Below are 16,048 nucleotides of genomic sequence, written 5' to 3' on the forward strand. Positions count from 1 at the left end.
AATGTTCGCTGGCCTCCAGGGGTGGCACCTCCTCATCATCCTCGCCGTGATCCTCCTCCTGTTCGGTGCGCCCAAGCTCCCGCAGCTGGCCCGCAGTGTCGGGCAGTCGATGCGGATCTTCAAGAGCGAGGTCAAGACCATGAAGGACGAGGACGGCACCGAGCGCCGTGAGTCGACCGAGGGGACCACCGGCACCGTCGCCGGATCCACCGGCACGACCACCGGCACCGGCACCACCACGCCGCCCGAGTCCCCGCTCAAGTAATGACGTCCGTGGCACCGAAGAAGCCACGGACGAAGCGGACGAAGAACCCCGACGGGCGCATGTCGCTCGGGGCGCACCTCGTCGAGCTTCGCAACAGGCTCTTCAAGTCGGCGATCGCGATCGTCATCGCGTGCGTCGCGGGGTGGTTCGTCTCGGAGTGGGTCTTCGAGGCCCTCAAGGCTCCGATCTCCGAGGTGGCCTCCACCCAGGGCAAGGAGGCGATCCTCAACTTCCCGACGATCGCCGGTGCCTTCGACCTGCGGCTGCAGATCGCCATCACGGTGGGCATCGTCCTGGCAAGCCCGGTCTGGCTGTACCAGATCTGGGCGTTCCTCGTCCCGGGCCTGACCCGCAAGGAGATGCGGTACGGCCTCGGCTTCATCCTCACCGCCATCCCGCTGTTCTTCGCGGGCTGCGCGGCCGGCTGGTTCGTGTTCCCGCACATCGTGGAGCTCCTGACGAGCTTCACCGGCAGCAACGCGGCGAGCTTCCTCGACGCCAAGATCTACTACGAGTTCGTTCTCAAGCTCGTGCTGGTCGTCGGCATCGCCTTCGTGCTGCCCGTCTTCCTGGTGCTCCTCAACTTCCTCGGCATCCTCCCCGGCATGCTGATCCTCAAGTCGTGGCGCATCGCGATCATGGCGATCGTGCTCTTCACGGCGATCGCGACCCCCGCGGCCGACCCGATCTCGATGTTCCTCCTGGCCATCCCGATCATCTTCCTGTTCTTCCTCGCCTGCGGGATCGCGATCCTGCACGACCGGCGCGCCGCCAAGCGCCAGCTGGTGTTCGACGGCAGCCCCTCCGACCTGCCCGCGTGACCGGACCGTCTCCCGCCGAGCGGTTCGCCGCGTTCCGGACGCGCCAGGGCCACGCGAGGGTCGAGGCGTTCCGCTCGACCCTCGCGTTCGACCTCGACCCCTTCCAGTACGAGGCCTGCAGCGCGCTCGACGACGGCCACAGCGTCCTCGTCGCCGCGCCCACCGGCGCCGGCAAGACGGCGGTGGCCGAGTTCGCGATCCACCTGGCCATGCAGGACCCGACGGCCAAGGTCTTCTACACGACGCCGATGAAGGCGCTGAGCAACCAGAAGTTCCAGGAGTTCGTCGAGGACTACGGAGCCTCCGAGGTCGGCCTGCTGACCGGCGACTCGAACGTCAACGCGCGCGCCCGCATCGTCGTGATGACGACCGAGGTGCTGCGCAACATGCTGTACGCCGACTCGGACCTCCTGCGCGACCTCGCCTACGTCGTGATGGACGAGGTGCACTACCTCGCCGACCGCTTCCGCGGCGCCGTCTGGGAGGAGGTCATCATCCACCTCCCGCAGCGCGTGCGGCTGGTCTCGCTCAGCGCGACCGTGTCGAACGCCGAGGAGTTCGGCGACTGGCTCCAGACCGTCCGGGGCGAGACCGAGGTCATCGTCTCCGAGGAGCGGCCCGTCCCGCTCGACCAGCACGTCCTGGTGGGCGGCAAGCTGGTCGATCTCTTCGACTCCTCCGGTCGGGCGGCGACGAACCGGGTGAACCCCGAGCTCGCCCGCATGGCCCAGGGCGGCTCCCGGGTCGAGCGCGGCGGCAGGGGCGGCCGCAACGGCCGAGGCGGTCGCGGCCGCTACCCGGAGCAGCGCACCGAGGAGCTCGTGCTGCGCTCGGAGGTTGTCGAGATCCTCCGCGGCAAGAACCTCCTCCCCGCGATCTTCTTCGTCTTCAGCCGTGCGGGCTGCGACCAGGCCGTGCGCCAGGTGCTGCGGTCGGGCGTGCGCCTCACCGAGCGCCACGAGCGCGACGAGATCCGCGCGATCGTCGAGGAGCGGTGCCGGACGATCCGCGACGAGGACCTCGCGGTGCTCGGCTACTGGGAGTGGCTCGACGGACTCCAGCGGGGCGTCGCCGCGCACCACGCCGGGATGCTCCCCGCCTTCAAGGAGGTCGTCGAGGAGCTGTTCCTGCGCCGGCTCGTGCGCGTGGTCTTCGCGACCGAGACGCTCGCGCTCGGCATCAACATGCCGGCCCGCGCGGTCGTCCTCGAGAAGCTCGAGAAGTTCAACGGCGAGGCGCGCGTCCCGATCACACCGGGGGAGTACACCCAGCTCACCGGCCGGGCGGGCCGACGCGGCATCGACGTCGAGGGCCACTCGGTGATCCAGTGGCGCGGCGGGATGGACCCTCAGGCGGTCGCGTCCCTCGCCTCCCGGCGGACCTACCCGCTCAACTCCAGCTTCCGCCCCAGCTACAACATGGCCGCGAACCTGATCGAGCAGTTCGGGCGGGTGCGCACGCGCGAGATCCTCGAGTCGTCGTTCGCGCAGTTCCAGGCCGACCGGTCCGTCGTCGATCTCGCCCGCCGGGTCCGCCAGCAGGAGGAGTCGATGGCGGGCTACGTCACGGCGATGCAGTGCCACCTGGGCGACTTCGAGCAGTACGCGGCGATCCGCCGTGAGATCGGCGACCTCGAGCGCCGGGGCGCGGTGCGCGGCGAGTCGGCCTCCCACGCCGAGCGCGAGAAGCGCCAGGGACAGCTCACGAGCCTGCGGCGTCGGATGAAGGCGCACCCGTGCCACGCCTGCTCCGACCGCGAGCAGCACGCGCGCTGGGCCGAGCGCTGGTGGAAGCTGCGCCGCGAGACCGACGAGATCGAGCGCCAGATCCGCTCGCGCACCGGCGCCGTCGCCCGCATCTTCGACCACATCACGGACGTGCTGCTCGAGCTCGGCTACTTCCGCCGGGACGAGGTCGGCGAGCTCTCGCTGACGCCCAACGGTCGCACGCTCCGCCGGATCTACGGGGAGCGGGACCTGCTCGTCGCCGAGTGCCTCCGGAAGCAGGCGTGGACGGAGCTCGATCCGGCCGGCCTCGCGGCGATGGCGTGCTGCCTGGTCTTCGAGCCGCGACGCGAGGAGGGGACGCTCGGCGAGCAGTTCCTGCCCCGCGGCGCGTTCCCCGAGGCGCTGGAGAGGACCCAGCTTCTGTGGGCCCGGCTCGACGACGTCGAGCGGGAGCACCGCCTGCCGGGCAGCAACCCGATCTCGACGAGCCTGGCGCTGTCGATGAACATGTGGGCCAAGGGCATGCCGCTCGACATGGTGCTCCGCGAGTCCGACATGGCCGCCGGCGACTTCGTGCGCTGGGCGAAGCAGACCATCGACCTCCTCGACCAGCTCTCCGTCGTCGCCGAGGGCAAGGTCGGCCGCGCGGCCCGGACCGCCCTCGACCTGGTCCGCCGCGGCATCGTCGCGTACTCGACGGTCGCATGACGCCGATCGCTCCTCCGCCCGACGGGCGGACCGTTCCGCTGTGGGTGGCGCTGCCCCTCGCCGCCCTCGGCGGCGCCGTGCTCGACCGCGGCTTCCCCGACTCCGACGTCTGGCCGCTGGCGATCGTGGGCGCCGCGGCGATCCTGTTCGCGCTGGGGGGGCGCGGCTTCTGGAGCGGGAGCCTCGTCGGCCTCGTCGGCGGAGCGGTCTTCTGGGGCGTCCACATCGAGTGGCTGACCCTCTACCTCGGCCCGGTCCCGTGGGCGGCCCTCGCCGGCCTGCAGGCGATCTTCTTCGCGCTCTCCGCGGGGCTGATGGCGGTCGTCTCCACGCGCGGCCACCGCGTCTGGACGGGACCGCTCGGCCGGATGGTCGGCCTCCCCGCCCTCCTGGCGGCGCTCTGGATCGGGCGCGAGTCGATCACCAGCGTCTGGCCCTACGGCGGCTTCGCCTGGGGCCGCCTCGCGATCTCGCAGTCCCTCGGCCCGCTCGCCGGTCTCGCGGCGTGGATCGGCTTCGCCGGCCTCGGCTTCGTGGTCGCGTTCCTCGCCGCCGTGCTCGCGCAGGCCGTCCGCGAGATGTCCGTCCCGGCCTCCGCTCGCGTCAGCGCTCTCGCGGGCTTCGCGATCGTGGCGCTGGTGTTCCCCGCCTGGCCGGCACCGACGGAGGGCACGACCCGGATCGCCGCCGTCCAGGGCGACTCCGATGCGGGCCTGTTCTCGCAGAGCTACCGCGGGCAGATCCTCGAGGACCACACCTCGGCGACGCTGCCGATCCTCGATCAGGACGTCGACATGGTGGTGTGGCCCGAGAACGGCGTCGACATCGATCCGACCCGGAACGCCCAGTCGGCCGCCGTCCTCGACTACCTCAGCCGGACGATGGACGCGCCGTTCGTCGTGGGCACGATCACGAACCCCTCGGACGACGTCTTCTACAACAGCTCGCTGCTCTGGAAGGCGGGGGAGGGGGCGACGCAGGTCTACGACAAGGTGCATCCCGTCCCGTTCGCCGAGTACATGCCGGACCGGGCGTTCTGGCGGATGTTCGCTCCGGACCTGGTCGACCTGGTGAGCCGCGACTACTCGATCGGCACCCGTCCCAACGTCTTCGACGTGAACGGCGTCCTCGCAGGCATCGCGATCTGCTTCGACATCTCGGACGACGCGCTGACGAACGCGATGGTCGACGGGGGAGCCCAGGTCATCCTCGGGCAGACCAACAACGCCGACTTCGGCCGGACCGACGAGAGCGTCCAGCAGCTCGCGATCGCTCGCCTGCGGGCCATCGAGACCGGGCGCAGCGTGGTCAACATCTCGACCGTCGGGACGAGTGCGATCATCGGGCCGGACGGCGCGACGATCGACTCCCTGACATGGTTCGAGCCGGGTGCCATGGTGGACGAGGTCCCCCTCAGCTCCACCACGACCCCGGCTCTGGTGTGGGCGCGAGACCTCGGCTGGTACTTCCTGGCCGCCGGTCTCATCGGCATGGTCTCGTTCGTCCTCAGGACGCGCGAGCCGCGACGCCGTTCCCGCTGACCGGCGCTACGCGCCGATCTTGTGCTCGCCACGCCTGGCGCGCAGATAGGCGAGCCGCTCCTCGAGCAGCTCCTCCAGCTCCGCGCGGGTCCGGCGCTCGAGCAGCATGTCCCAGTGGGTGCGCGGAGCCTTCTGCTCGCCCTTGTCCACGACGACCGGCTTCGAGTCCACCATCAGAGTGGCCTCGTGACCGCAGGAGCGGCACTCCCAGGTCTCCGGTGCTTCCGCATCGGCCGAGAACACCATGTCGGTGTCGTGGCCGCAGTTCGCGCAGTGGTACTCGTACGTCGATCGCGGGGAGAAGACGACGCCTTCTTCGCTCTGCAGGCTCTGGGATCCGAGCCGCATTCCTCGCAAGCTTCGATCTGCCATTGTGTGGTCTCCTCTCGCTGTGCTTCCCCAGTGTCAACGTCGTACCTGGAGGTGGTCTTCCCGTCCCTGCCATTGCCAGAGAATCCTCAGGTCGGAGGCGTATTCCGCGGTTCCTGAGGGCGTGGCTGACGGGCGCTGAGGAAGGCGTCGACGGCCGCTCGGGCGAGGTCGGTGCGGTCGGTCACGAGCCCGTCGATCCCGAGCGCGAGGAGCTGCTCCATCCGCTCCGGATCGTCGATGGTCCAGAGGTGGATCTCGCAGCCGGTCACCCGCAGCCGGGCGAGGATCCGCGGCTCGGCGACGCGGAGGCCGAGCGCGCGCTCGGGCACCTGGAGCGCGTCGATGCCGCGGAGAGCGAGACGCACGGGGAGGGCGGCGCCGAGGTGGGCGGCGACCAGGGCGACGACGAAGCGGACCGCCGACGCCGAGGTCGCGGCGCCGGGAAGACGGCGGAGGGCCGCTGCTCGACGGATCTCGGAGAACGAGGTGATCAGGACGCGCTCCGCGGCGGCGGCGCCGGACACCGCCGCGACGACCGGGTCGATCGCGTCCCGCGACTTCACGTCGATGTTGAAGCGCGCGCGGGGGAGTGCGGCGAGGGCCTGCTCGAGAGAGGCGAGCCGGGCGCCGCCCGCCAGTCGGAGGTCGGCGAGCTCCTCCCACCGGGTGGCGGCGACGACGTGGCGGCGGCCGGAGCGGTCGATCACCTCGGCGTCGTGGACGAGCACGGCGACCCCGTCGAGGGACGCGCGCGCGTCCGTCTCGAGGAGGTCCGCACCCGCGGCGAGGGCGCGCTCGAAGGCGGCGAGCGTGTTGCCCTCGGCCGGCGGGCCGAATCCACGATGCGCGATCACCCGGGGCATCGGCCCGCTCAGGACGAGGGGTGGCTCGGAGGCGCGCATCGCGGACCGGGTCCGCGGCTCAGACGGCCGGCGGCGGGGGAGTGGGCGCGGAGTCCGGGGTTCCGTCGGTCGTCGCGGCCGCCAAGGGGGCGGACGTGTCGGATCCGGGCACGACAGGCGTGGAGCCGACGGACCCGGATGCGGCAGGCGCGGAAGCCGCAGGCGCCGACGTGGGTGCCGCGTCCTGTGGGCGGACCGCCGGGGCGGACTGGCCGCGCTGGCCGAGCGCTCCTCCGATGCCCTTCAGCGCCTCGGTGAGCTCGCTCGGGATGACCCAGAGCTTGTTCGCGCTGCCCTCGGCGATCTTGGGGAGTGTCTGGAGGTACTGGTAGGCGAGGAGCTCGCTGTCGGGGCGGCCCTCGTGGATGGCGTGGAAGACGGTGGTGATCGCCTTGGCCTCACCCTCGGCCCGCAGGACCGCCGCCTTCGCCTGGCCCTCCGCAGCGAGGATCGCGGCCTGGCGCTGACCCTCGGCGTTCAGGATCTGGGACTGCTTGGTGCCCTCGGCGGTGAGGATCACGGCTCGACGGTCGCGCTCGGCGCGCATCTGCTTCTCCATCGAGTCCTGGATGGAGAGGGGCGGGTCGATGGCCTTGAGCTCCACGCGTCCGACGCGGATGCCCCACTTGCCGGTGGCCTCGTCGAGGACGATGCGCAGCTGCCCGTTGATGTTGTCGCGGGAGGTCAGCGCCTCCTCGAGGTTCAGGCCGCCGACGACGTTGCGGAGCGTGGTGGTGGTCAGCTGCTCGACCGCGCCGAGGTAGTTGGCGATCTCGTAGGTCGCCGCGCGGGCGTCCGTCACCTGGAAGTAGACGACCGTGTCGATCGAGACGACGAGGTTGTCCTCCGTGATCACGGGCTGGGGCGGGAACGAGACGACCTGCTCGCGCAGATCGATCAGCGGGCGGACCCGGTCGATGAACGGCACGACGAGATTGAGGCCCGGCAGCAGGGTCTTGTGGTACTTGCCGAGGCGCTCCACGACCCCGGCGGTGGCCTGGGGGATGATGCGGACCGCTCGGAAGAGGACGACCAGGGCGAAGAGGACGACGGCGGCGACGACGACGATGGTCACGACGGAGGACGGTGTCACGGTGTGCTCCTTTCGGCGGGGACGACGATCGCGGTCGCGCCCTCGATGGCGGTGACGACGACTCTCTCGCCGACTCCGAGTGTGCGGTCCTCGACGAGCGGGGACAGGCGGACGGTCCAGGTCTCGCCGTTGGCGAGCTTGACCTGGCCGGCTCCGGGGCCGGCGAGGACGACGCTGCCGGAGAGCCCGAGGAGGGCGTCCGCTCCGCTGGGGGTGGGATCGCCGCCCCGTTTCAGCAGCCGCAGCAGCGGCGGCCGGACGGTGAACAGCAGGAGGGCGGCGAGGACGGCCGCGACGGGGACCTGGACCCAGAAGGGAGCCCCGACCAGCCCGGTCAGCAGTCCGCCGATGCTGCCGACGGCGAGCATCAGGAACGTGAACTCGAGAGTGATCATCTCGACGATCACGAAGATGAGGATCAGCGCGAGCCAGAGGATCCACGCGTACTGGGTGACAGCGTCCATGCTGTGTGCTCCTTCCCCTCGACGAGCATTCCCAGGCTATCAACGCCCCCCGGACGAGGGCTGGGAGAGGGGGTGCGCCGACGGTCTCGAGGCCCTTGGTAGACTCCTCCGTCGGGCCGTGGCCCGTCATCGTGCCCGATCCGGTCTCCGAGCCGGCGTTCTGGAGGAATACCCGTGTCCAATCCCCTCGCCCCCGGCTCCTTCGACGGCAAGCGCGCTCTCGTCACCGGGTCGTCCCGCGGCATCGGCGCCGACACGGTCCGCTACCTGGCCGAGGCCGGAGCCCGCGTCGTCGTCAACTACCGCTCGAAGGCGCCGCGCGCCGACAAGCTCGTCGCGCAGATCGTCGAAGCCGGCGGCACCGCCATCGCCGTCGGCGCCGATCTCACCGACGCCGAGTCGCGCGCCGAGCTCTTCTCGCGCATCGAGAAGGAGTACGGAGGTCTGGACGTGCTCGTCCTGAACGCCTCCGGCGGCATGGAGAGCAACATGGGGGAGGATTACGCGATGGTCCTCAACCGCGACTCGCAGGTCGCCGTGCTCGAGGCGGCGCTGCCGCTGCTCTCCGAGGGATCCCGTGTCGTGTTCGTCACGAGCCACCAGGCGCACTTCATCCGGACCACGCCCACGATGCCCGAGTACGAGCCCGTCGCGCTCTCCAAGCGCGCCGGCGAGGACGCCCTGCGCGAGCGGATCGGTGAGCTCGCCGAGCGCGGGATCGAGTTCGTCGTCGTCTCGGGCGACATGATCGAGGGCACCATCACCGCGACCCTGCTGGAGCGCGCGAACCCGGGCGCGATCAGCTCGCGTCGCGAGTCGGCCGGCAAGCTGTACAACGTGCAGGAGTTCGCGGCCGAGGTCGCTCTGGCGGCCGTCGAGCCGATCCCCGCGGACAACACCCGCCTCGTCGGCGACATCTCCGACTTCGCCTGATCGCCTTCGCGGAATGACCCCGGCGCGCGGGTCTGCGATCCTCGACGGATGACTCCAATGGACGGCAGCGGACCGGCATCGGGGGAGTCCGTCCGCGCCGACGGGTTCCGCACATCGGCAGCGGCGGCCGCCGGGCGGAGCGGCGATCTCGACAGGGACGGCGAGACGAGCATCCTCCTCGACGCCGTCGCGGTGATGGCGAACTGGAGGAGGCGCTCGCCCTTCCGGTGCCGCGCCTTCCGGCGCACGCCCGAGAGGACCGAGACCTACCGACTGGAGGTGCGGCCCGTCGAGGCGTCGTTCTCCTGCGTCGACGAGCGCACCGGGACGGTCGACGCGTACGACGCCCCGACCGGCCGGTACGTCTCCGGGGGCGAGGAGCGTCCGCTGGACCGATGGCAGCTGCTGCCGGAGCCGCTGGCGGCCCGCCTGGCCTTCCCGCTGAACCTGCCGGTCTGGGGACGGCCGAGCGACGGGTACCGGATGACCGGCGCGTCGATCGACGGCGCGCTCACCGTGATCCGTCTTCGACACCAGGCCGACGACGGCGTCCGCGGCACGATGACCGTCGATCCGCGGCTGCGGCTGGTCACGCGATTCGACACTTCGACCGAGACGTGCTGGTACGAGGACGTCGAGGCGTGGGTGGAGCATTCGCCGATCCGCTGATGACGTTCCGGACCGTCGGGCGGCCTCAGTCCCGGTCCGTCCGGCCCTTCCGCCGTTATCCGATAATGCACATTATGTCAGTTCGACCGAAGTCCCGTTCTGCAGGGATGGCGATCGGCTCCCCTCAACGCTCCTGCGACAGGACGTCATCGATCGCCGCCGCGCTCCGATGGCAGACCGGGCGCTTCGACGGTGAGGCCTCGGATCACCGCGGCGACGACCATGCGCTGCGTGAGTTCGGCGCTGGTGTCCACGGGCCACTGGCTCACCGACCCGACGTGCGCCGCGACGACCGCCTTCGCCAGGACGGCGGACTCGACGGCGGGGACGCGGCCGTGCACGGCCGCGAGGGTGGCGAAGCGCTCGCCCAGCTCGCGCGAGACGCGGTCGTCGTCGATCATCATCCGCTCGGCGAACTCCGGGTCCGCGGCAGCGCGTGCCAGGAGCACCGACCGCAGGGAGAACCACTCGCGGCTGGACGGGAGCGCGTCGAGGAGGGAGCGGACGGCGCCGTCGAGGGTCGCCGCGCGGTGCTCCTCCTGCAGCTGGACGTCGAGGGCCTCCTGCAGGCTCCCCCACACTCTCGCGGCCTGCTCCTCGTGGAGTGCGAGGAAGAGCTGGTCGACACCGGCGAAGTTCGAGTAGAACGCGCCGCGGGTGAAGCCCGCCTGCGCGCAGATGTCCTCGACGCGCTGGCCGATGGTGCCCGTGCTCTCGAAGAGCTCGGCGGCCGCGGCGAGGAGACGTCGTCGCGTCTCGCTCCTCCGCCGGACCGGAGCCTGCTCGCCTGTGACCACGCCCCCAGCCTATTCGGATCCTTGCGCTGAATGGGCCTTTTCAGTACGTTTCGTTTTCAATGCATACCGTATCGAAAACTGAAACGCCCGAACCTCGACGGCGACGGTCCCCGTGGCTGCCGACCGCGACCGTCGTGCTCATCGGGGCGGTCCTCGCCTGGCTGAACCGGGTGGAGTGGTGGGGGTGGCTCGTCGTCGCGGCGGCCGCGGTCCTAATCGCGGCCGTCTCGAGGAGCTGGCGGCACCGGCACTGGATGCTGCGTACGGCGGCCTGGGTCGCGTCCGCAGGGCTCGTCGGAGCCGTCGCGCTCGCCGCGGGTCCTCTCCCGGCGACGCGGACGCTCGCCGGTCCGCACACCGCCCCGGTCACGACCCGGCAGGGCGACGTCGTCGGTGTGCATGACGCCGCGGCCGGGGTCGACGCCTTCGCGGGGATCCCCTACGCCGCTCCCCCGGTCGGCCCGCTGCGTTGGGAGGCGCCCCGGCCGGCCCCGCAGCGGTCGGCGACCCTCGTGGCCGACGACTTCGGCCCCTCCGCCGTTCAGCCGGAGCCGACGTTCCTCTCCCGAGCGGCGACCCGCGTGCTCGACCTGCCGCTGGAGGAGACGCTCCTCGGCGGGTACGCGACGGACGAGGACAGCCTCCGCCTGAACATCTGGACGCCGGCCGGCGGGGCGGGCGACTCCAGCCCGGTCCTCGTCTACCTCCACGGCGGCGCGTTCGTCTCGGGGTCCGGCGCCCTCCCCGCCTACGACGGCGCGGCGCTCGCCTCCCGGGGCGCGGTGGTCGTCACCGTCGCCTACCGTCTGGGCGTCCTCGGTTTCCTCGCCGGTGATGTGCTCGGCGGCGGCACCCCGGGGAATCAGGGACTGCTCGACCAGGTCGCCGCTCTGCAGTGGGTGCAGGACAACATCGCCGCTTTCGGCGGGGACCCGGGGCGGGTGACGGTCGCCGGCCAGTCCGCCGGCTCCGGCAGCGCCTGCATCCTCGGGGCCTCGCCCCTCGCGGCCGGCCTCCTCCACGGGATCATCGGGGAGAGCGGAGGATGCCTGGGGTCGGCGGGAGATCGCGAGGCCGGCGACCTCTACGACGACGCCGCCACCGCACGGGAGGCGGCTGCGCGCCTGAGCGAGGCCCTCGGCGGGGCGAGCCTCGCCGAGATGAGAGCCCTGCCGGCCGAGCGCATCGTCGCGGCCGCCGCGGGCCTCTCGCAGCACTGGTGGCCCTCGATCGACGGCGTCGTCCTCCCCGACACGCCGCTCGCCGTCTACGAGGCCGGTCGGCAGAACGACGTCCCCCTCCTGCTCGGCAGCAACTCCGACGAGACCTCGCTCGATCTGCTGGGAGGCGTCGACCCGGATCCGGACGCCTACGAGCAGGAGGTGCGCCGGGAGCACGGAGACGACGCGGACCGATTCCTCGCGCTGTACCCGGGTGCCGTCGAGGACCAGGTCGTCGACTCCCGGCTGCGCGCCGACAGCGACCGGACGATGACCGCCCCGATGCGGCTCTGGGCGCTGACGGCCGCCCGGACCGGGCGGGCGGGCGTCCACGCCTACATCTTCACGCGCACTCCCCCGGAGAGCGGACTCGAGCGGTTCGGCGCGTACCACGGCGCCGAGGTGATGTACGCGTACGGGAACCTCGGGGCGGACGGCGACGCCGACTACACGGACGTCGACCGCCGGCTCGAGCAGGAGATGACCGCGCGCTGGCTCGCGTTCGTCTCCCACGGCGATCCGGTCGCCGCCGGCCGCGAGCGGTGGCCGGCCGTCCAGGAGGATCCGGACAGCGTGCTCGAGTTCGGCGACGTCGTCCGGGTCGCCGGGCGCCCGTCCCCCGACGCGGTCGACTTCTGGCTCGCGGGGACGGGCTGACGCGGGGGCGCTCCTCGCGGCGGAACCCTCCGGTCAGCGGGGAGCCTCCGCTCAGAGCTGCCCGACGAGGTGCGCCTGCCGGCCGTCGCGCGCGAAGACCGGGATGACGGCCAGCGGCGCGTCGGCGACGATCCACTGCCCGCCCTCGTGCTCGGCGCCCGTCGAGAGCTCCGTCCAGCGCGCCCCGGCGGGAAGGTAGACCCGTCGGGAGACGGCTCCGGCGTGCGTGACCGGAGCCACCAGCAGGTCCGAGCCGAAGAGGTACTGGTCGGCCAGATCCCAGGCCTCCGGGTCCCCCGGGAACTCGTGGAACACCGCGCGCAGCACGGGCTGGCCCAGCTCGTGCGCCTCCCGCATCGCCTCGCGCGTGTAGGGGCGCAGGGTCTCGCGCAGATGCAGCAGGCGGGTGAGGATCGGCGTGGCCTCCTCGCCGAAGCTCCACACCTCGTTCGCGGCTCCGGTCGCGGCGCGGCGGGTCCCGTCGGCGGCCGTGACCGGGGCCGACGGCGCGCGGTCGCCGTGGAGGCGCATCACCGGGCTGAACGCGCCGAACTGGAACCAGCGCACGAGGAGCTCACGGAACTCCGGATCCGACGGGTCTCCCCCGGCGAATCCTCCGATGTCGGTCGTGAACCACGGGATCCCCGCGACGCCCATGTGGATGCCGGCCGTGATCTGGTGGCGCAGGTCTGCGAAGGTCGAGTGGATGTCGCCCGACCACACGAGCGCACCGTAGCGCTGGCTGCCCGCCCACGCGGTGCGGACGAGGTTGACGATCGCGGTCTCCCCGCCCTCGCTCTGCCCCTCGAAGAAGCCGCGGGAGAACGCCTGCGGGTAGAGGTTGCCGACCTGGACGGCGGGGCCGGCGGCGTAGCGGTAGTTGTCGAAGTCGTAGACGCCGTACTCGGGCTCGGCCTCGTCGAGCCAGAAGAGCCGGATCCCGTGCTCGCCGTAGTTGCGCCGGCACGCCTCCCAGACGAACCTCCGGGCGGCGGGGCTCGTCGCGTCGTAGAACGCGCTCGGACCCTCGAACTGCATGTGCAGGTCCAGGCCCCGCTCGGCCTTGACGAGGAGGTTCCCCTTCTTCATCGCGATGTAGTTCTCGGACTCGACCGACACCTGCGGCCAGACCGAGACCATCAGCTCGATCCCGAGCTCGCGCAGCTCGGCGACCATGGCGGACGGATCCGGCCAGAACTCCTCCTCGAAGCGGAAGTCGCCCATGTGCGGCCAGTGGAAGAAGTCGGCCACGATCACGTCCATCGGCAGGCCGCGGCGCCGGTGCTCGCGGGCGACCTCGAGCAGCTGCTCCTGGTTCCAGTAGCGCAGCTTGCACTGCCAGAAGCCGAGGCCGTGCTCGGGCATCATCGGGACGTGCCCGGTCGCGTCGGCGTAGGCCCGGGTGATGTCGGCCGGGGTCTCCCCCGCGGTCACCCAGTAGTCGAGCTGCTGGGAGGACTCGGCGGACCACTCCGTGCGGTTGGCTGCGAAAGTCGCGCGGCCGATCGCGGGGTTGTGCCAGAGGAACCCGTAGCCGCGGCTCGACAGCACGAACGGGACGCTCGACTGGGAGTTGCGGTGCGCGAGCTCGAGCGTGCAGCCCTTCAGATCGAGGATGTCCTGCTGGTACTGCCCCATCCCGTACAGCTTCTCGTCGGGGGACGTCTCGAACAGCGCGGTCAGCCGGAAGTCGCCGCCCAGGTGCGGACGCTGCTCGCGGGCGCGCAGCTTGAGCGCTCCCCCGCTCCCGAGCTCTCGGAAGAGCAGCTCCCCCCGACGGTCGTAGAAGGAGAGGGAGCAGGAGAGCTCGTGGTAGCCGGTCTGGTACCCGTAGCCCTCCTGCTGCTCGAGGACGACGGTGATGCCGCCGGCGCGCAGCGTCGCCCGCGGTCCCTCGATCGAGACCTCCGGCGCGTGGCGCTCGGGGGCGATCAGCGCCCAGTCGGTGTCGAGGACCTCCCCGGACCGGCGGGCGCGGACCCGGACGCTGTCCCTCCCCCACGGCTCGACGACGACGGTCTCGCCGTCGCCGCGCCAGACGAGGCGGTCCCCCTCGAGCGCGAACGCGTCGGTGTCCATGTGCTCCTGCTTCCTCGAGTCGGGCACGGCGCTCAGTCCTTGACCGCGCCGGCGGTGACCCCGGCGGCGACGTAGCGCTGGGCCACGATCAGCAGCACGGCGGCCGGGATGGAGGCGATCACGGCGGTCGCCATGATCCCGTTCCAGTTGGTGGTGGTCGATCCGATGTAGCGGTAGAGGCCGAGGGTGAACGGCACGATGCTGTTGCCCGAGGTGAGCGAGTTCGCGTTGAGGAAGTCGGCCCAGGCGAACAGGAACGAGAACAGGCCCGCGGTCACGATCGAGTTCCGGCTCAGCGGGATGACGATCGAGACGAAGGAGCGCCAGTTGCTCGCACCGTCGATCCGCGCGGCCTCGATCAGCTCGTCTGGGATGCCGAGCATGAAGGCCCGGAGGATGATCACCGCGAACGGCACGGAGGCGGTCGCGTCGGCGAGGATCAGGCCCGGATAGGTGTTGAGCAGCCCCAGCGCGTTGTAGATCGCGAACAGCGCGGTGACCAGGACGATCCCGGGGATCATCTGGGCGAGGAGGAACACGAACATCACGACGCCGGTCCCCCGCACCCGGAACTTCGCCATCGCGAAAGCGGCGGGCAGGGCGATCGCCAGCGTCAGGATCACGCAGCCGATCGAGATCACGAGGCTCGTGATGAGGTTCGGCAGCTGCGTCGAGAACGCCTGCACGTACCCGTCGAGGGTCGGGTCGCCGGGGAACAGGCTCGGCGGGGTCTGGATCAGGTTCTGCGGCTTGGTCAGCGAGACGTTGACCATCCAGTAGAGCGGGAAGAGGAGGAAGCCGCAGAGCACGATCGCGATGACCACGTCGATCCCGCGGCGCAGCCCTGTGGTGTGCCGGTTCATCCGAGGTCCTCCTTGCGCTGGGCGCGGATGTAGATCACGCCGAAGACGAGGGCGACGATCACGAGGATCTGGCCGGCCGCCGCACCGACTCCGAACTGCAGGTCGGTGAAGGACTGCTCGTAGGCCCAGGTCGCGAGGGTGTGCGAGCTGTTGGCCGGGCCTCCCTTGGTGAGGATCCAGATGACGTCGAACACCTTGATCGTGTAGACGAGGCCGAGGAGGAGCGTGACGGAGGTCACCGGTCGCAGCAGCGGCCAGGTGATGCTCCAGAAGGACCGCCAGCGCGAGGCGCCGTCCAGTGCCGCGGCCTCGTAGAGGCTCTCGGGGATGCCCTGCAGGCCTCCGTGCAGCAGCACCATGTTGAACGGGATGCCCAGCCAGATGTTGGCGATGATGACCGCCCACAGCGAGACGGACGGATCGGTCAGCCAGCCGACCGGCGTGCCGATCGCGGCGTTCAGGATGCCGAACTGCTGGTCGAAGATCCAGCGCCAGGCCGTCGCCGAGACGATCAGCGGCAGGAGCCACGGCAGCAGGATGAGGGAGCGGAACGTCGCCGAGAGCGGGAACCGGCGGCTGAAGAACAGCGCCAGGGCCATGCCGATCGTGAACTGGCCCACCAGCGAGACCACGGTGAAGACCACGGTGTGCCAGGCGATGCTCGCGAAGATCGGATCGGTGACGACCGTGACGTAGTTGTCGAAGCCGACGAAGGGGGCGATCCCGGTCACGAAGGACGACGGTCCGAAGTCCTGGAGGCTGAGGACGACGCCGCGGATGATCGGGTAGACGAAGAAGACGGCGAGGAAGATCACCACGGGCGCCATGAACGCGGCGGCGGCGAGGCGGAGGTGAGAGCGGGGTCGGCGGCGGGCGGGCGGCCTGGTGGCCGCCCCGCCCGCGACCGGCGCCGTGAGCACGGCGGGGTCGGTCATGC

General features: G+C 71.1%; 15 protein-coding genes. 7 read left to right on the plus strand and 8 right to left on the minus strand.

Features of this window, described 5'->3' with window-relative positions; translation table 11 throughout:
• Position 1: 1 nt before the first annotated feature.
• From tatA to lnt, 4 genes are read left to right on the plus strand one after another with little or no spacing between them, the layout of a single operon-like run.
• On the plus strand, positions 2–265 hold the full coding sequence (gene tatA / locus C5C56_RS01480; RefSeq protein ID WP_104222022.1) for a Sec-independent protein translocase subunit TatA: 264 nt from the start codon (positions 2–4) through the stop codon (positions 263–265).
• Positions 265–1,086: a twin-arginine translocase subunit TatC gene (gene tatC, locus C5C56_RS01485; RefSeq protein ID WP_374952911.1), complete on the plus strand. Its 822-nt coding sequence runs from the start codon at positions 265–267 to the stop codon at positions 1,084–1,086. Before tatA ends, tatC begins: the two co-directional genes overlap by 1 nt.
• Positions 1,083–3,521, plus strand: a complete 2,439-nt coding sequence (locus C5C56_RS01490) for an RNA helicase (protein ID WP_104319002.1) — start codon at positions 1,083–1,085, stop codon at positions 3,519–3,521. The genes tatC and C5C56_RS01490 overlap by 4 nt, the downstream gene beginning before the upstream one ends.
• Entirely contained in the window at positions 3,518–5,062 is a 1,545-nt protein-coding gene (gene lnt / locus C5C56_RS01495) for an apolipoprotein N-acyltransferase (protein WP_104319003.1), read from the plus strand. Before C5C56_RS01490 ends, lnt begins: the two co-directional genes overlap by 4 nt.
• 6 nt (positions 5,063–5,068) lie before the next feature.
• Here the strand turns inward: lnt and C5C56_RS01500 are convergent, their stop codons facing one another.
• The 4 genes from C5C56_RS01500 to C5C56_RS01515 all read right to left on the minus strand — a co-directional run bounded on the left by C5C56_RS01500 (position 5,069) and on the right by C5C56_RS01515 (position 7,893).
• Positions 5,069–5,434 (minus strand): RNA polymerase-binding protein RbpA, encoded by a 366-nt coding sequence (locus C5C56_RS01500; RefSeq protein ID WP_068207052.1) that lies wholly within the window; start codon positions 5,432–5,434, stop codon positions 5,069–5,071.
• An 86-nt stretch (positions 5,435–5,520) separates the two neighbouring features.
• The gene (locus tag C5C56_RS01505) at positions 5,521–6,297 is read right to left on the minus strand and encodes a glycerophosphodiester phosphodiesterase family protein (RefSeq protein ID WP_258063223.1); all 777 of its coding nucleotides are present in this window, start codon (positions 6,295–6,297) and stop codon (positions 5,521–5,523) included.
• Positions 6,298–6,355: 58 nt separating this feature from the next.
• Positions 6,356–7,411, minus strand: a complete 1,056-nt coding sequence (locus tag C5C56_RS01510) for an SPFH domain-containing protein (protein ID WP_374953135.1) — start codon at positions 7,409–7,411, stop codon at positions 6,356–6,358.
• A 14-nt stretch (positions 7,412–7,425) separates the two neighbouring features.
• Positions 7,426–7,893: an NfeD family protein gene (locus C5C56_RS01515; protein WP_104246826.1), complete on the minus strand. Its 468-nt coding sequence runs from the start codon at positions 7,891–7,893 to the stop codon at positions 7,426–7,428.
• 174 nt (positions 7,894–8,067) lie between these two features.
• On the opposite strand from C5C56_RS01515, the gene C5C56_RS01520 reads away from it, so the two are divergent.
• Both C5C56_RS01520 and C5C56_RS01525 read left to right on the plus strand, forming a co-directional pair.
• Complete coding sequence (locus tag C5C56_RS01520; RefSeq protein ID WP_104246827.1) at positions 8,068–8,826, plus strand: SDR family oxidoreductase; 759 nt, start codon at positions 8,068–8,070, stop codon at positions 8,824–8,826.
• A gap of 48 nt (positions 8,827–8,874) precedes the next feature.
• Positions 8,875–9,495, plus strand: coding sequence for a hypothetical protein (locus tag C5C56_RS01525; RefSeq protein ID WP_146078791.1), 621 nt, complete (start codon positions 8,875–8,877; stop codon positions 9,493–9,495).
• A 146-nt stretch (positions 9,496–9,641) separates the two neighbouring features.
• On the opposite strand, the gene C5C56_RS01530 is transcribed toward C5C56_RS01525, so the two are convergent.
• Positions 9,642–10,292, minus strand: a complete 651-nt coding sequence (locus C5C56_RS01530; RefSeq protein WP_104246829.1) for a TetR/AcrR family transcriptional regulator — start codon at positions 10,290–10,292, stop codon at positions 9,642–9,644.
• Positions 10,293–10,426: 134 nt separating this feature from the next.
• On the opposite strand from C5C56_RS01530, the gene C5C56_RS01535 reads away from it, so the two are divergent.
• Complete coding sequence (locus tag C5C56_RS01535) at positions 10,427–12,169, plus strand: carboxylesterase/lipase family protein (protein WP_219813865.1); 1,743 nt, start codon at positions 10,427–10,429, stop codon at positions 12,167–12,169.
• A gap of 51 nt (positions 12,170–12,220) precedes the next feature.
• Here the strand turns inward: C5C56_RS01535 and C5C56_RS01540 are convergent, their stop codons facing one another.
• Genes C5C56_RS01540 through C5C56_RS01550 form a run of 3 tightly spaced genes read right to left on the minus strand, consistent with a single transcriptional unit; the run spans position 12,221 to position 16,046 of the window.
• Positions 12,221–14,248 (minus strand): TIM-barrel domain-containing protein, encoded by a 2,028-nt coding sequence (locus C5C56_RS01540; RefSeq protein WP_104246851.1) that lies wholly within the window; start codon positions 14,246–14,248, stop codon positions 12,221–12,223.
• A 32-nt stretch (positions 14,249–14,280) separates the two neighbouring features.
• The gene (locus C5C56_RS01545) at positions 14,281–15,111 is read right to left on the minus strand and encodes a carbohydrate ABC transporter permease (protein ID WP_104222044.1); all 831 of its coding nucleotides are present in this window, start codon (positions 15,109–15,111) and stop codon (positions 14,281–14,283) included.
• Entirely contained in the window at positions 15,108–16,046 is a 939-nt protein-coding gene (locus C5C56_RS01550) for a carbohydrate ABC transporter permease (protein ID WP_104225253.1), read from the minus strand. Before C5C56_RS01550 ends, C5C56_RS01545 begins: the two co-directional genes overlap by 4 nt.
• Between the last annotated feature and the right edge of the window lie 2 nt (positions 16,047–16,048).

It is taken from the genome of Rathayibacter sp. AY1D1, from assembly GCF_002932635.1.
Classification (GTDB): Bacteria; Actinomycetota; Actinomycetes; order Actinomycetales; family Microbacteriaceae; genus Rathayibacter.

What these genes read in the sequence shown, in the direction of transcription:
- tatA (WP_104222022.1), top strand. Translation starts at nt 2, where the DNA reads ATGTTCGCTGGCCTCCAGGGGTGGCACCTCCTCATCATCCTCGCCGTG.
- tatC (WP_374952911.1), top strand. Translation starts at nt 265, where the DNA reads ATGACGTCCGTGGCACCGAAGAAGCCACGGACGAAGCGGACGAAGAAC.
- lnt (WP_104319003.1), top strand. Translation starts at nt 3,518, where the DNA reads ATGACGCCGATCGCTCCTCCGCCCGACGGGCGGACCGTTCCGCTGTGG.
- C5C56_RS01500 (WP_068207052.1), bottom strand. Translation starts at nt 5,434, where the DNA reads ATGGCAGATCGAAGCTTGCGAGGAATGCGGCTCGGATCCCAGAGCCTG.
- C5C56_RS01505 (WP_258063223.1), bottom strand. Translation starts at nt 6,297, where the DNA reads ATGCCCCGGGTGATCGCGCATCGTGGATTCGGCCCGCCGGCCGAGGGC.
- C5C56_RS01515 (WP_104246826.1), bottom strand. Translation starts at nt 7,893, where the DNA reads ATGGACGCTGTCACCCAGTACGCGTGGATCCTCTGGCTCGCGCTGATC.
- C5C56_RS01525 (WP_146078791.1), top strand. Translation starts at nt 8,875, where the DNA reads ATGACTCCAATGGACGGCAGCGGACCGGCATCGGGGGAGTCCGTCCGC.
- C5C56_RS01540 (WP_104246851.1), bottom strand. Translation starts at nt 14,248, where the DNA reads ATGGACACCGACGCGTTCGCGCTCGAGGGGGACCGCCTCGTCTGGCGC.
- C5C56_RS01545 (WP_104222044.1), bottom strand. Translation starts at nt 15,111, where the DNA reads ATGAACCGGCACACCACAGGGCTGCGCCGCGGGATCGACGTGGTCATC.
- C5C56_RS01550 (WP_104225253.1), bottom strand. Translation starts at nt 16,046, where the DNA reads ATGACCGACCCCGCCGTGCTCACGGCGCCGGTCGCGGGCGGGGCGGCC.